We start from the raw sequence: 15,434 nt of genomic DNA on the forward strand, positions 1-15,434 counted from the left end.
ACCTCGCAATTTAGGGACTGGCTACGCCATGCGACCGGGGTCTCCGTTTTCCGGGCCCGGATTATTGCAACTATAACTCCGGCGTCCGTGGGCTCTATGTGGGCGGCAACTACAACAACGGCACCAACGCGGGGCCGTTCTACCTCAACGGCAACAACGCGCCCTCCAACACGAACTCCAACCTCGGCTCGCGGCTACTTATTCCATACCCGAAACTCCGCGTAGTCTTTTCCTCACCGCTCGGTGAAAATTTCGCCGCAGGGACACGGCCAAGTAAGCCCGATATGGATTTGAAAGGCCGTGAGGTGAATAAGAAAAATTATTTACGTCCGAAAGGCGACCACAGCATGAAAAATACAAAACGGATCGGGTATCTCATGGAGAAACTTTGCACTCGTGAGAACGCCCTTTTAGCAATCGAGGCAGTCAATGAGCCCCGGAAGAAGAATAAAACGGCTCAATGGGTGGAGAGCACGAAAGAGGCCCGGGCGGACGAGCTTTGCGAACTCCTACGGGATTTCCGCCCGAAAAAGCCCCGGACATTTCCTCGCTACGACTCCACGGCGGGGAAATGGCGCGAGATCAACGAGCCCGCCCTATGGCCGGATCAATACGTTCACCACATGATCGTTCAAGTCCTGGCCCCTGTCCTCATGCGCGGAATGGATTTCTATTGTTGCGGGAGCATACCAGGCCGGGGCCCGCACCGCGCCCGGAAAGCTATTGAGAAGTGGCTCGAGAAAGACCAGAAAGGCACAAAGTACGCCGCCGAGCTGGACATAAAGAAATTTTATCCCTCCCTCTCTCCGCGAGAGGTTATGCGGTTTCTCCGGCGAAAGATCAAGGACGAGGCTTTTCTCGGTCTCATTTGGCGGATCATCAAGGACGGTATCAAGATCGGGTTTTACATTTCTCAATGGCTCGCGAACGCAGTCCTCGAGCCGCTCGACCACTATATCCGGGAAAAGCTCGGAGACGGCGTCCGTCATTACGTCCGTTATATTGACAACCTGACTATTTTCGGACACAACAAAAAGAAACTCCATCGGGCGATCCGGTCGATCATGGAGTTTTTGGGGAGAGTGGGCCTCCGCCTAAAGGAGAATTGGCAACTCTACAACACCCGCAAACGCATGGTGAACGCGGTCGGCTACCGCTACAAGCGGGGCCTAACTCTGATCCGCAAGAAAAACCTCCTCCGCCTGAAAAGACAATGCACCCGGGCCCGGAAACGGATCGCGGCCCACCGCAAAATAGCGCCGATCCAGGCACGGGGAATTTTATCACGGTCGGGACAGCTAAAGCATTGTGCCGGGTGGAGCCTCTACGATAAGCACGTCCGGCCTATCGAGAAAACAATAAAGAGCGTCGTCCGGGAGGCGTCGCGAAAGGAGAGAATATTATGCTCGAGTACATGATCGGAACCACGAGACGGAACGGGAAAAGCATCCGCTATCTCCGTATCAAGTCCGACGCCGAGATCGGCCTCACGGGCGACCTCGTCACATTCACGCAGACCCAGGAGGACAAGGTAAGCGTCTACGAGGTGATCGTCGGCGATCTCCTCCGCGAGGAGTCCGGCGACGGGCTCTTTTATCGGTGGTATGAGGTCGAGAGCGTCCTTGTCGAGACCGATCACACGCCACAGCTCGCGGCGGAGGTCGAGGACATGGCACAAGCAACCGTGGCCGCCTCTATCGTCTTTACCGTTATGGCCGAGGCGGGACAGATCGACGACACCACGGCGGCGGAGAACGCCTCGCAGTTTGCCGAATGGGCCTATCCCGTTGCATATAAGGCCGGAGCGATCCGCCTCCACGCGGGCCGCCTCTATCGTTGCGTCCAGGCTCACACCTCACAGGAGAATTGGACGCCGGACGCCGCGGCGAGCTTGTGGGCCGAGATCGCCGATCCCTCCGAAGAGTGGCCGAAGTGGGCCCAGCCCATCGGGGCCCATGACGCATATAGCGCCGGGGCCAAGGTCTCCCACTCTGAAAAGAAATGGACGTCCGATCTCGACAATAACGTATGGGAGCCCGGGGTTTACGGGTGGACGGAGGTTAAGGACCTGGACGCTATGACCGTCGCGGAGCTCAAGGAGTACGCCTCCGAGAACGGGATCGCGCTCACGGGCTTAACACTAAAGGCGGATATTTTAGCGGCGATCAAGACCGCCGAGGGGGTGACGGCATGACGGGCGAAGAAATGGCCGTAAAGCTGGCCGAGACGGAGGCCCGCAGTAAATCGAACACGCACAGGCTCGACCACCTCGAGAAAAGCACGGAGGCAATAAACCGCCTCGCGACCTCGGTCGAGGTTATGGCGAAAGAGCAGAAGCACCAAACGGAGGCGATCAAGGAGGTTAAAACCAACCTCTCCGATCTCTCCGGCAAGGTGGAGAAGATCGAAGCGGAGCCGGGGAACCGCTGGAAAACCCTCGTCGAGAAAGTGATCCTCCTCGTCACCGCGGCGGTGGTGGGCTACATATTGGCCCGGGTGGGGCTATGAGCGGGAAATATGAGGCGAAAACGCCCTCTCGTCTCTCCTGGCTCGTGAAGCGGATCGGGAAAATTCCTCACCTATTCGCAAAGGTGACAATCGCCTATTGTGTGGCCGCCGCCTCCGGGGCGAGCTGGTACGCGCTCCGTATCATGTCCAGGACGGGAAACGACCCCGCGGCCCTCCTGGGCGTGATCCTCGGCTTTTTCGGCGGCGAGCTCCTCTTGCTATGCCTGAAAACCGTCCTCAAAAAGGACGACAAGGAAGAACCAACAACAAAAGATTTAGGGGACACCGGGATTTGACCCGGGGAAAGGACTACACCATGAATGAAAAGATCATCAAGCGTATCGCAAACCTCCTCTCCGTGAAATCCATTGTCACGATCACCCTCACGGCGGTTTTTGCCTACCTCGCCGTTACGAACAAAATCGCGCAGGACTTTATGACCGTGTACGCCGTCGTGATCGCGTTCTATTTCGGCACTCAGACCCAGCGCGAACAGAGCGCCACGGACGGGACTCAGACCACCGAGGAGGGAAAGTAAATGAACTCGGCCGACTTTATCGCAAAGGCGCTCTCTATCGCCCGGGACTATAAGACCTCGTATATTTGGGGCGGCCTCGGCTCGCCGATCACCGACGCGAGCCTCACCCGGGCGGCGAACGCCTACGCAAAGAATACAGAAAAGGGGTGGATTGACGCCGCTCGCCGCTACGCCGGAAACCCCAAGGCGTTTTATTTCGATTGCGTGGGCCTCATTAAGGCGATCTTGTGGGGGTGGAGCGGGGATAGCGCCAGAACCTACGGCGGCGCCACCTATCCGACCATGAACCAGGTACTCGCGGGCGCCTGCCCAGACATTTCGGCGGACGGTATGATCTCGATTTGTTCCGGCGTCTCGACCGATTTCTCCGGGATCGCGCCCGGGGCGGCGGTGTGGACGACGGGCCATATCGGAATTTATGTCGGCGGCGGGCTCGCGGTAGAGTGTACGCCCGCATGGAAAAACGGCGTACAGATTACCGCCGTCGCAAATATCGGAAGTAAATCCGGGTACAACGCCCGGAAGTGGAAAAAGTGGGGAAAAATCCCCTACGTTACCTACGAGGAGGAAATCGACATGAGCAACGAAGAATTAAAGGCCCTGATCCGTCAGACCGTGAAAGAAGTCCTCGACGAGGAAAACCCTGTCTATAAGGACTTGAAAGACGTCCCGGAATACTGGAAAGGCGCCGCGGCGGCCTTGCTGGACTCCGGCGCCGTCAACGGCGGGACGCCGAAAGAGGTATGCGCGACCGACCTCAACCTCCGCAAGGAGACCCTCAAGGCCGCAATCGTGGCCGTCATGTACCACGAGGCCAGAGAGGAAGCATAACCCGAGCGGGCCGGAGGAAACTCCGGCCCTTATTTTTTCGAGCTATGGAGTATTCCCATAAGAACCCGAGGAAAATATGTTAATGTCAATTAGAATATTGGATATTACCATAGGAGGAACTCGGGCGAGTGAGAAAATTTCAATTTGAGGGCAAGGGGAACGTATCGGGCGACCGCGTCCGGGAGCTACGCCTCCGGGCCCGCCTATCACAAACAGCCCTCGCGGCGAAAATGCAGACAGAGGGCGCGATCATTGAACAAGACGCAGTTAGTCGGATCGAGAGCGGCTCTCGCCTCGTGACGGATTACGAGCTCCTCGTCCTGACGAGAATTTTCCACGTCTCCGCCGATTGGCTCATAGGTGCAGACAAAAACCCGCCCCGGGATTGATTTCCCGAGGCGGATATTTTTTGCAAAAAAACTATTGACATACTGCAAGCAGTATGGTATTATAATAAGCGAAAGGAGGATAAAGCATTGAGCAAAAAACGCAAAAAGAAAAGCGGCAACAAGGCCAAGCCGGACAGCTACATAAACCTTGTTACCGCGATCCTAAACCTCGTGATTGCCATTCTACTGCTGATAGAAAAGCTCACCGAGTAAAGGGCAGGGGGAGCAATCCCCCTCGCCCTTGCATAGTAACATGAAACGGGCTCAATGTCAAACCGTCATGGACACAGTCATTTATATTTTGTGCGGAGTGAGTATCACCCTCGCGGTATGCTCTATCGTTATCAACGTGAGGAGGCGGAAACGTGGAAGAAAGCAAGAGAAAGACTAAGACCTCGACGGCGGTAAAGTCGAGATACAACCAAAAAGCCTATGACGTGATTTCCGTCCGTGTGCCGAAAGACCTCGCGGCGGCATTTCGGGAAAAGTGCGACGCTGAGGGGGCCGTCCAGGCTCAAATTATCAAACGAGCGATAGAGGAATTTTTACAGAAATAAACCACGCCCCGCCCGGTCTACATGGCCGCGGCGGGGCTTTGATTTACCAGGAGGGTTTGGAAATGGGAGAAAACTACCAGCACTTGACTTGGAGAGAGCGCCTTATTATCGAGACACGCCTCAAAGATGGGTGGTCGAAACAGCGGATCGCCGACGAGTTGGGCCGCCATGTCTCCACGATTTACCGGGAGATCAAGCGCGGCCTCGGTATTCAGCGCACGACCGAGCTCATAGACCGGGAGTGCTATATCCCCGATATTGCACAAGCTCGGTACGAGGATCACTACCCGGACAAGGGGCCGGGTCTCAAAATCGGCAAGGATCACCGCCTCGCCCGATACCTCGAGGCCGCCATCAAAGGCGGGAACAGATCGCCGGAGGCCGCCCTCGGCGAGATCAAGGCAAAGGGCCTCGTATTCGATACCGAGATTTCCGTCCGCACTCTCTATCGCTATATCGACCTCGGCCTTTTCCTCGGGATAACGAATAAAGACCTCCCTCATAAGGCGGAGAAAAAGAGGGGTTATCGCCGCGTCCGTGCGGCCCGGGCCCCTAAAGGCTTGAGCATTGAACAGCGCCCGGAGGAGATCAACTCCCGGGAGACTTTCGGACATTGGGAAATGGACACCGTACAGGGCATACAAAAGAGCCGCCCCCGCTTGCTGGTACTCACGGAGCGGCTCTCTCGCCATGAAATTATGATCCCGATAAAGACGAACACCACCGAAAGCGTGGTAAAGGCCCTAAACACGCTCGAGCGCAAATACGGCGCCCTTTTCTACAAGGTATTTCGGTCGATCACCGTAGACAATGGCCCGGAGTTTGCCGACTGCGCGGGCATGGAAAAGGCTTGTCGGCGGAAAGGTGCCCGGACGACGGTCTATTACTGCCACCCGTATAGCTCATGGGAAAGAGGATCGAACGAGCGCCAAAACGGCATGATCCGCCGCAAGCACCCGAAAGGGACAGATTTTGCAACTATTCCGGCATCTACTCTGAAAAAAACGGAGGAATGGATCAATAATTATCCCCGGAAGATATTCAATTTCCACACGGCGGCGGAGGTGTTCGAGGCCTGCATGAACAGCCTTTGAAAAATAAATTACTAAAATTTTCGCAAATCACTTGACAAGGGGCCTCTGTTTTGCTGCGGCCGCACAAGGAAGATGTTTTTGCAGTGCAGACAGCAATAATCCTCCTCTGTCAAGGTAAACTAAGGAAAGACCTTTAGACACAGGAGGAATCATATGGAACCACGGAAGATCACAGAGGAGACGCTGGCGGCCTTTGCCCGACAGCTGGGAGAGGAGGAGCGCAGCCCCGCCACCCTGGAAAAATACCTGCGGGAGGTCCGCCAGTTCGCCGCCTTCCTGGGCGGCCGTGAGGTGACCCGGGAGCTGGCCGCCGCTTGGAGGGAGGAGCTGTCCGCCCGCCAGTCCCCCGCCACGGTCAACGGCAAGCTGACTGCCCTGGACCGCCTGCTGGCTTTTCTGGGCTGGGAGGACTGCCGGGTGAAGCACCTGCGGGTGCAGCGGCAGCTGTTCCGGGACTCCGCCCGGGAGCTCAGCCGGGAGGAGTACGCCCGGCTGGTGGAGACGGCCCGCCGCCTGGGGCGGGGTCGGCTGTCCCTGCTGATGGAGACCATCTGTGCCACCGGCATCCGGGTCAGCGAGGTGCGCTATATCACGGCGGAGGCAGTGCGGGAGGGCCGGACGGAGATCGCCCTGAAGGGGAAGATCCGCACCATCCTTCTGCCGGGGAAGCTGTGCCGGAAGCTGGAGAAGTACGCCCGGCAAAAAAAAATCACCTCCGGCGAGCTGTTCCTCACCAGAAGCGGCAGGCCCATGTCCCGGAAGCAGATCTGGGCAGAGATGAAGGGGGTGTGCCGGGCGGCCGGGGTCGCTCCGTCCAAGGTCTTTCCCCACAACCTGCGCCACCTGTTTGCCCGGTGTTTCTACCGGGTGAGCCGGGATGTGGCAAAGCTGGCTGACGTGCTGGGCCACTCCAGCATCGAGACCACCCGCATCTACCTCATCTCCACCGGCGCCGAGCATGCCCGGACCCTGGATCAGCTACGGCTGATCTCCTAGCTTATGACAAAATTGTTCTTCTGTCATTAAAATTGCTCCAAAATTTCAAAATACATAATTGGAGTAGTTTATATTTTACCATTTTCTGAAATAGAAATCAATCTTTTTTCCAGATTCAGGCATGACAAATCAGGCCAAAAAACATTTTGTCTTTTTGGCCTGATTTGTCGTGCCTTTTTTCAGAAAATCCTGATATTTTAGACACTTTTTTCTTCTGCCTGGAAAGGAGGAAACTGTCAACGCCGCTCTATCCCGCATATTTTCTATGACGGAAGAACAATTCTGTCTATAAATGGGAGGGAGTCGTATGGGGTAACGAAAGAGAGCCGCATCTCCCAAGGGGAGAACGCATTGCAGGAGCCCCAGACACAGGGGATCACGGTCACCCGGGAGCAGATCGGCTCCTATCTGTCCAGCCTNCTGTCTATAAATGGGAGGGAGTCGTATGGGGTAACGAAAGAGAGCCGCATCTCCCAAGGGGAGAACGCATTGCAGGAGCCCCAGACACAGGGGATCACGGTCACCCGGGAGCAGATCGGCTCCTATCTGTCCAGCCTGGGGGAACGAGGGCGGAACCCCAGCACAGTATCCTCCTACCGAAAGAAGCTGGAGCTGCTGTATGCCGCCCTGCCCGGCGGCCGCATCGGCCGGGGCACCCTGCGCCAGTGGCGGGAGCAGCTGCTGGACCAGGGATACTCCCCCAGCACGGTCAACACCAGCGTGTCCGCGGCCAACAGCTTCCTGGAGTGGCTGGGCTGCAGGGAGTTCCAGCTGACGGGGCGGCTCTCCTGCGGCAGGGATGCCCAGCTGGAGCTGACCCGGAGCGAATACCTGCGCCTGCTGTCCACCGCCCGGGCTCTGAGACAGGAGCGGGTCTATCTGCTGATCAAGCTGTTCACCTCCACCGGATTGCCGGTCCACGAGCTGGAACAGGTGACGGTGGAGGCGGCGGGCGAGGGGGTCCTGCTCCTCCCGGGGGAGGCGATGCCCCAGCGCCTGCCCGACTGCCTCCGGAGGGAGCTGCTGGACTACGCCCGGAGGCGGGGGATCTCCTCCGGCCCCATCTTTGTCACCCGCACCGGCCGCCCCTGCGGCCGGGCCGGGGTCTCTGTCAGCATCCGCCGGCTCTGCCGGGATGCCCAGGTCCCCCCGGAAAAGGGCAACCCGCGGTGCCTGCGGAAGCTGTATTACACCACCCGAGCGGAGATCGAGGCCACTGTGGCCCAGCTGGTGGAGCAGACCCATGAGCGCCTGCTGGAGGCGGAACAGGCCGCCGTCGGCTGGGGCGGCTGTCAGGAGGTGAGGGGCGCCTGAACACACCGCCCGCCCTGGGCGGGCTGACTACACTCTGTTCGAGATGAGAAAAGGAGAAATGCGACATGCGAAAACTGAGAAAGCCGCTGAGCTGGCTGCTGGCGGTCTGTATGCTGTTCAGTCTTCTGCCCGGCACGGCCCTGGCGGCGGACCCGGACCCGGCTCCGGTCGCGGACACGACCACCTACACCGACTGGGAGGACCTGTTCGGTGTGGGCGGAAGCGCCTACCTGACCACCAAGGACATCGGACGTATCTGGACGGACAAGTCCGTGTCCACCCAGGATATCAAACTGCCCGGCACCACCATAGAGGGGCTGACGGACAACACGGTGAAGAAAGAGGCTGGCGCTGACTTTCTGGTGGCCCTGTCCGGCCTGGGCTCGGCGGCCACCATTGTGGACGAGACCAAGGTGCCCACGGACACCGTGATCGTGCTGGATATGGCACCGGAAATGGAGCCATATGTAGAGGATATGGTAGCGGCAGCAAACGACGCACTGGAAAATCTTTTGACCGCCAACCCCAACAACCGGATCGCTGTTGTGGCGTACGGTAATACGGCAATCCCCCTGTTGCCGCTGGATCACTACAGCAACTATTCCGATCAGTCCCCGGAGGAGTTGCTGCAGGTTGGGGTCCATGATAACGGTATTTGGGCAGATACCACTTATGTCGCTTCCTATGGCAAGACGGATGCGGGCATCTCAATTGTCGAGGAAGAATTTGAGTTTGACAGCGGAGAAGAGAGAAACACGCAGATTGGTATTTATACCGGTATGGATCTTCTGCTCCAAACGTCGGATACCACTGTCACCGTGGACGGTGTCGAGCTGACCCGGGCCCCTGTGATGGTGCTCCTATCCTGCGGCGAGCCGGAGAATGGTGATACCAACTTTATGACGCCTTCCAGGCGAAACATTGATCCAGAGTATATTGGAAATAATACTCCTCTGAATCACAGAGCCCAGGCCTTTGTGACAATGATGACTGCTGGCAATATGAAGGCCAAAGTATCAGAGCACTACTATGGAGCAGATCCCGACCGCTCCGTACACGTCTTCACTGTTGGTGTCGGTCTTGAGGAGGCAGGTCCTGACGAAGGACTTGCCATCACTGCCCTCAACCCCAAAGAGCGTCTGGAGACTGGTGCCGGCTTTGGAGATGAACTAAAACAGGCGTACACCGACTACCAGACAAACGGCTCCGTCCGTCTCAGCCGCGCTGAAGGGCCGGCAGGTGCGGACCAATATACTACTATTTCCAAAACCGATAACCCCGGAAGCGACAATATTACTTACGAAGATTACAAGTACAACGATAATTTCTATTTAGCCAGCAACTTCCAGAGCCAAGAAGACTGGAACACAATTTTTCAGCAGATCCTAGACGAGATCAACACGATTGCCCCCACCTCCCCCACTGAGACCCCTGAGGGCGCACCGGGCACCGGCGGAGAGAGCGGCTTCATCACCTTTACCGATGAGCTGGGCCCCTACATGAAGGTGGTGGGCGCCCCCACCGTGCTCTATGGAGACCACGCGTTCACGGCCACAACAAACGACAATGGCGCTACTTACACCTTTACCGGCACGGTGGAGGGCAACGAGATCTACGGAGAGGCCAACCTGGCTGATCTGGAGCTGACCGTCACAGCAGACGGGGACACCCAGACCCTCACCTGGAAGGTCCCGGCCAGCCTGATCCCCCTGCGCACCGTCACAGCTACCACCCATGTAGACGGAGACGGCCACAAGACCTATTCCATCCAGCAGAACCAGGAGGCCTACCCCATCCGCCTGTTCTACTCGGTGGCCCGGGATGATGCTGTCACATTCGATCAGGACGACAACGACTACCTGATCGCCCACTCCAAAGACGGCACCACCAGCTTCTACAGCAACGCCTGGGATGCCGCCGCCAAGGATGACACTCAGTACGGCACCGCCACCGCCGTCTTTACCCCCGCTGCCTCCAACGCCTTCTACCACTACACCGAGGACACCCCCCTGTATGTGCTGGTGGACAATGTTGCAGGCGGCAACCAGAATCTTCTGACGCACGATGAGGCCCTGGATCACCTGCTCCAGTCCACTGTTATTCCCGAGCGAGGGACTGTTGTGATCGATGGAACGACCTATAATATCGTGCGCGCTCAGGAGGCGCATAAAGGCCAAGGCGCCGCCTTCTTCTATGAGCACCGGTATTATCAGGCGCAAGGCACAGGGGACACGGGCGAGCTTGATGCCGACCTGCTCACCGACTACCATCTGGTGCTCAACCCCCAGGCGCTCATCGGCCACACAGATGGAGACGCCGACGGCCTATACATTAAAGCAGGCTCCGCCAAGCTGAGCCGTGTGTCCGACGGCAGCGCCGACAAGACCGTCAACGGGACCGGCACCGCCGTCCACTACCGCCACCCGGTCTATAATGTGGACGACACCACAGTCACCGTCCGTCTGGGCAACAACGGCCTGCGCACCGAAAAGACCCCCACCGGGGCGCTGACGGTGAAGGTAAATACGACCACTGGCAGCAATGTCCCCAGTCCCGAGCCGGAATTCACCTACAAACTGGAGCTTTACAACGTGTCGCCGGAGGGAACTGTAAACGGGAAGCTGGATACCCAGAAGGCCCCTGTCACAGTCAAGATCGGGGATGGCTCAGAGACTCCGCTGAACTCCGATGGGACCTTCCAGCTCCAGCCCGGCCAGACCGCGACCGTTTCCGGTATCCCGGCGGGAACCGCCTATCAGCTGACTGAGACGGCAATTGCGGGCTACGAAGATACTTACGAAAATTCTTATCCCGGATATGAAACCACCCCACAGGGGCGGGTCGTGTATGACTCGACTGGCAATATAGCCGCGTCCGTTACCGTCAGTCACGCTTATGACCCCTCTCAGCGAAGCTTTACCCTCACTTACAACGGCAACGCAGTTCAAGGCAGTGTGACCAATGTCCCGTCTGCCCAGTCCAACATCACAGGCGGCACTCAGGTAACCCTGGCCGGCGGCCCCACACACAGCGCCGTGGGCGGCGTCGCGGTAGCTTTCATCGGCTGGACGGATGCAACTAACAAGACCACTACGATCCTGTCCGCCAACGATACCGCCCCCACCACTGTGGCCAGCCCCTACACTGTCAACGCCGACACCACCCTGTATGCCGCCTGGGGCTACGACACCGACGGTGACGGCAAGCCCGACGTTACAGAGGACAAGCGCACCGTGACCTATAACGCCAACGGCGGCACGTTCGGCAGTGATGAGACCAAAACCGAGACGGTCCCGGCGCAGCCCAGTTACAGGCTGAACACCACCGCCGAATTCAAGCCCACCCATGCGGATGATAAGAGTACAAAGGTGGCCTTTGTAGGCTGGTCTCTGGATAAAAAGGACACCATTTACGGACTGGATGACAACTATGATGACAGCATCCTCGCCGCCACGGTGGATGTCTCTTCGGAGGATAAGACCGTCTACGCCGTATGGGGCTATGACACCAACGGCGACGGCAAACCCGACGTGCAGGATGAGTCCTATGGCATCACCGCTTCTGTTGATGGAGGCAACGGCTCCATCACGCCCCCGACCCGCTATGTGATCGCCGGGACGGATGCCGAATTTACCATCACTCCCAATACAAACTACGCCCTGGACACCGTCACCATTGTGAAGCAGGATGTCAGTGGTTCCACAGTGGAAACTAAGACCTACCCCAACGACGGGGAGCACAACATCCCCGGCTATACCAGCGGAATCCTCACCTTGAGTGATGTCCGGTCCGACTACGCCATCACCGTCACCTTTGCGGTGGATGCGGACAAAGACGGCACTCCGGACAAGTACGACCGCACCCTGACCTATGACGCCAACGGCGGATATTTCGGCAGTGAGGGCACGACCGAAAAGACGGAGACCGGCCTGAACGACGGGGACAGACACACTCTGAAATCCACAGACGAGTATCATCCCTCCCACGCCGACCAGGACGGCCATAAGGTGCTGTTCATCGGCTGGACAACAGATACTTCCGCACAGAATAAAGTCTATAAGCGCGGCGATACTCCGCCCAAAACCTCCACGCGCCTGACCATCAGCGGCGATATGACGGTCTACGCAGTGTGGGGCCTGGACAGTGACGACGACGGCACGCCGGATGTCACCGAAGATGACCACCACATCACCGCTACCGCCGGGCCCAACGGCTCCATCAATCCCAAAGAAGCCTATGTGTCCGATGGAGGAAGCGCCACCTTCACCATCACCCCCGTCAGCGGCTACGCCGTGGACACCATCACCATTGACAGCACAGCGCATAAAAATGACGGAACGGCTCCCGCCCCCGGCACCAGCTGGACTTCCTACACCTTTAAGGATGTGACGGAGGATCACACGATTTCTGTCACCTTCGGTCTGGACGAGGACGACAACGGTGTGCCTGACGCCAACGAGCCGGAGGCCGCCTATACCCTGACCTACCACGCCAACGGCGGCGCGTTCGACGGTCAAACTGATCCATATGTGGTAAACGATGTGGCGGCAGGCCCGCATACTCTGAGCGACATCGCTGCTCCCACCCACGACGCTGTGGAGTACAACGGACAGCAGGATGTCCCCGTCCTCTTCATCGGCTGGATGACTGAGGACGACCACGAAACCATTTACAGCGTCGAGGACACCGCCCCCAACACCGTGACCTCTGTCGCTATGGATGAGGACAAGGCGGTCTGGGCCGCCTGGGGCTATGACGAGGACGGCAACGACAAGCCCGATGTCACTGAGACCCAGTACACCGTCACCGCCCGCGTGGAGGGCGAGGGCGGCTCCATTGATCCGACCAGCAAGACCGTAAACGCCGGAGAGGACGTGGAGTTCACCATCGACGCCGAGGGCGGCTATGCCCTGGGCACCATCCAGGTGAACGGTAAAACTGAGTACACCAACGACGATATAACCGCTCCTTTTGAGGGCACCTGGACGCTGGAAAATGTTCAGGAAGCGGCCGAAGTTGTGGTCACCTTCGGCGAGGACGAGAATGACAACGGCGTGCCCGACGACAAGGAGGAGCCGGAGGAGGAGCAGTACACCGTCACCGCCTCCTCGGACAGCGAGGAGCAGGGCTCCATCGATCCCACCGAGGCGACCGTAGACGCCGGAGATGATCTGCCCTTCACCATCCACGCCGAGGACGGCTGTGCCCTGGACTACATCACCGTCAACGACGATGTGGTCTACTCCAACAACGACCCGGAGAACGCCTTTACCGGCAGCTGGACCCTGGAGGATATCCGGGAGGACAGCGAAGTGGTGGCCTATTTCGGTGCAGATGAGGACGAAGACGGCGTGCCCGACGAGCCCTCCTACTGGACCATCGAAGCCTCCGCCGGAAGCGGCGGCGGCATCGACCCGGAGGGGGATGTGTTCGTCCCGGACGGCGGGGACCAGCGCTTTGACTTTGACCCCGACCGCGGCTATGAGATCGACCGTGTCCGGGTGGACGGAGACAGTGAGCGTGTCCGCAGCTCCTACACCTTTGAGGAGGTGACGGAGAACCACACCATCCGCGTCACCTTTACGGAGACCGACGAGGGCGGTGACGATGATGACGACGACGATGACGACGGCGGCATCACCTATCTGACCATCACCGCCACGGCCGGCGAGGGCGGCTCCATCAGCCCGGACGGCCGGGTGCAGGTGGCCTATGACCGGAACAAGAGCTTCATCATCCAGGCGGACGAGGGCTATGAGCTGGCGGACGTGCTGGTGGACGGCAGGAGCGTGGGAGCCGTGGGCCGCTACACCTTCGAAAAGGTGCATAAGAACCACACCATCACCGCTGTCTTTACCGCCAGCCAGAAGCTGAACGGCGTGGACCGCTGGCTGAATACCCGGGACCACATCGCCTACCTCAGCGGCTATCCCGACGGCACCTTCGGCCCTGACCGAAACATGACCCGGGCCGAGGTGGCTCAGATGTTCTACGCCCTTCTGAATGACCAGAATGTGCCCGCCACGGTCTCCTTCTCCGATGTGCCCGACGGCGCCTGGTACGCTGACGCGGTGGAGACGCTGGCCTCCCTGGGCATGTTCACCGGCTATCCTGACGGCACCTTCCACCCCAACAGCACCATCACCCGGGCTGAGTTCGCGGCGGCGGCCCTCTCCTTCGCCGATATGGCTCCCAGTGCCCGGTGCAGCTTCCCCGATGTGTCCGCGCAGGACTGGTTCTACCCCTATGTGGCCAGCGCCGCAGAGTACGGCTGGATCGGCGGCTACCCCGACGGCAGCTTCCGCCCCAGCGGCTCGATCACCCGGGCCGAGGTGGCCGTGATCGTCAACCACATGCTGGGCCGGACCCCGGACCAGAGCTTCGTGGACCGCAGCCTGGACCGGCTGGTCAGTTTCTCTGACCTGAACAGCAACCACTGGGCCTTCTACCCCATCATGGAGGCTTCAAACAGCCACGACCACATCAAGGCCGGCGGCTCCGAGCAGTGGACCGGCATCAACAACTGATCCCGGCTTCCCTCTGTCCCATAGAAAAAGGGCCCGTGGGCACGACAAGTCGTGCTCACGGGCCTTCGTTTTTCTATACTTTTTTCTTGTCGTCCGTGCTTTCTGCCATCTCAATGCAGTTCTACTGATAAACTCCTGTGCCGATGGGCAAACCGCAGCTGCAAATTCAGGCCATTTTCAGGTATCCACCACTCTAAATATCTATGCCTATCCAAGGCAGCGGCCAGTCAGGCGGTAGGGGACTTCTTGATCTCACGACTAAAAGAAAGATGCGCAATCATGCCCAAGACGCCTTTTACAGAAATAGTAAAACCCCGAAAGTCTTGCAATCAAAAGACTCTCGGGGTTTTCTGGTGGTGCGGCTGACGGGAGTCGAATGGGCATTTTTTCTTTTTATGATTTTCTATTATATATCACAATCCCTTGTGTCCCAACGGATACAAGGGATTTATTTATTTTCCCAGCTCTCCTTTTTCGATAGCTTTTCATAAAAACAACGGACAAATAACGGACAAAAAGTAGCCACAAAAACCGGACCACCCTCCCCTTGTTTTTATTTGTAGAAAATTGAGAAAATATTAGAAATTTATCAAGGAAATTCATTTTTATACTTCTGTTTAAAATAATTATTCACGCAAGAAATTGCGCTGTGATTTTGGGGGTCTTAGGGAATAGCTGGC

General features: G+C 58.1%; 13 protein-coding genes. All 13 read left to right on the top strand.

From position 1 onward, the window contains the following. Positions 1–98 precede the first annotated feature (98 nt). Positions 99–1,418 carry an RNA-directed DNA polymerase gene (locus BN1969_RS01445; protein ID WP_147576966.1) on the top strand — a complete coding sequence of 440 codons (1,320 nt, stop codon included), beginning with the start codon at positions 99–101 and terminating at the stop codon, positions 1,416–1,418. Next, positions 1,403–2,194, top strand: coding sequence for a carbohydrate-binding protein (locus tag BN1969_RS18170; protein WP_050622661.1), 792 nt, complete (start codon positions 1,403–1,405; stop codon positions 2,192–2,194). The genes BN1969_RS01445 and BN1969_RS18170 overlap by 16 nt, the downstream gene beginning before the upstream one ends. Further along, positions 2,191–2,508: a hypothetical protein gene (locus tag BN1969_RS01455; RefSeq protein WP_050622662.1), complete on the top strand. Its 318-nt coding sequence runs from the start codon at positions 2,191–2,193 to the stop codon at positions 2,506–2,508. Before BN1969_RS18170 ends, BN1969_RS01455 begins: the two co-directional genes overlap by 4 nt. Continuing rightward, positions 2,505–2,804, top strand: a complete 300-nt coding sequence (locus tag BN1969_RS01460; RefSeq protein WP_050622663.1) for a hypothetical protein — start codon at positions 2,505–2,507, stop codon at positions 2,802–2,804. Before BN1969_RS01455 ends, BN1969_RS01460 begins: the two co-directional genes overlap by 4 nt. Next, complete coding sequence (locus tag BN1969_RS01465; RefSeq protein ID WP_238044230.1) at positions 2,801–3,046, top strand: hypothetical protein; 246 nt, start codon at positions 2,801–2,803, stop codon at positions 3,044–3,046. The genes BN1969_RS01460 and BN1969_RS01465 overlap by 4 nt, the downstream gene beginning before the upstream one ends. Then, positions 3,047–3,877, top strand: coding sequence for a hypothetical protein (locus tag BN1969_RS01470; RefSeq protein ID WP_050622664.1), 831 nt, complete (start codon positions 3,047–3,049; stop codon positions 3,875–3,877). Positions 3,878–4,005: 128 nt separating this feature from the next. Continuing rightward, a complete protein-coding gene (locus BN1969_RS01475; RefSeq protein WP_050622665.1) occupies positions 4,006–4,266 on the top strand; it encodes a helix-turn-helix domain-containing protein in 261 nt (86 codons plus the stop codon). 87 nt (positions 4,267–4,353) lie between these two features. Next, positions 4,354–4,479 carry a hypothetical protein gene (locus BN1969_RS18800; RefSeq protein ID WP_021933542.1) on the top strand — a complete coding sequence of 42 codons (126 nt, stop codon included), beginning with the start codon at positions 4,354–4,356 and terminating at the stop codon, positions 4,477–4,479. A gap of 152 nt (positions 4,480–4,631) precedes the next feature. Further along, on the top strand, positions 4,632–4,823 hold the full coding sequence (locus BN1969_RS01480) for a ribbon-helix-helix domain-containing protein (protein WP_050622666.1): 192 nt from the start codon (positions 4,632–4,634) through the stop codon (positions 4,821–4,823). A 62-nt stretch (positions 4,824–4,885) separates the two neighbouring features. Beyond that, positions 4,886–5,917, top strand: a complete 1,032-nt coding sequence (locus BN1969_RS01485; RefSeq protein ID WP_050622667.1) for an IS30 family transposase — start codon at positions 4,886–4,888, stop codon at positions 5,915–5,917. Between the two features lie 153 nt (positions 5,918–6,070). After that, positions 6,071–6,913 (top strand): tyrosine-type recombinase/integrase, encoded by an 843-nt coding sequence (locus tag BN1969_RS01490; RefSeq protein WP_050622668.1) that lies wholly within the window; start codon positions 6,071–6,073, stop codon positions 6,911–6,913. 489 nt (positions 6,914–7,402) lie between these two features. After that, entirely contained in the window at positions 7,403–8,227 is an 825-nt protein-coding gene (locus tag BN1969_RS01495) for a tyrosine-type recombinase/integrase (RefSeq protein WP_256183255.1), read from the top strand. Positions 8,228–8,292: 65 nt separating this feature from the next. After that, on the top strand, positions 8,293–14,754 hold the full coding sequence (locus BN1969_RS01500; protein ID WP_050622670.1) for an S-layer homology domain-containing protein: 6,462 nt from the start codon (positions 8,293–8,295) through the stop codon (positions 14,752–14,754). Positions 14,755–15,434: the final 680 nt, after the last annotated feature.

The organism is Clostridium phoceensis (assembly GCF_001244495.1).
GTDB lineage: Bacteria > Bacillota > Clostridia > Oscillospirales > Oscillospiraceae > Lawsonibacter > Lawsonibacter asaccharolyticus.

Coding starts and splice junctions, on each gene's coding strand:
- BN1969_RS18170 (WP_050622661.1), top strand. CDS start 1,403: ATGCTCGAGTACATGATCGGAACCACGAGACGGAACGGGAAAAGCATC.
- BN1969_RS01455 (WP_050622662.1), top strand. CDS start 2,191: ATGACGGGCGAAGAAATGGCCGTAAAGCTGGCCGAGACGGAGGCCCGC.
- BN1969_RS01460 (WP_050622663.1), top strand. CDS start 2,505: ATGAGCGGGAAATATGAGGCGAAAACGCCCTCTCGTCTCTCCTGGCTC.
- BN1969_RS01470 (WP_050622664.1), top strand. CDS start 3,047: ATGAACTCGGCCGACTTTATCGCAAAGGCGCTCTCTATCGCCCGGGAC.
- BN1969_RS01485 (WP_050622667.1), top strand. CDS start 4,886: ATGGGAGAAAACTACCAGCACTTGACTTGGAGAGAGCGCCTTATTATC.
- BN1969_RS01490 (WP_050622668.1), top strand. CDS start 6,071: ATGGAACCACGGAAGATCACAGAGGAGACGCTGGCGGCCTTTGCCCGA.
- BN1969_RS01500 (WP_050622670.1), top strand. CDS start 8,293: ATGCGAAAACTGAGAAAGCCGCTGAGCTGGCTGCTGGCGGTCTGTATG.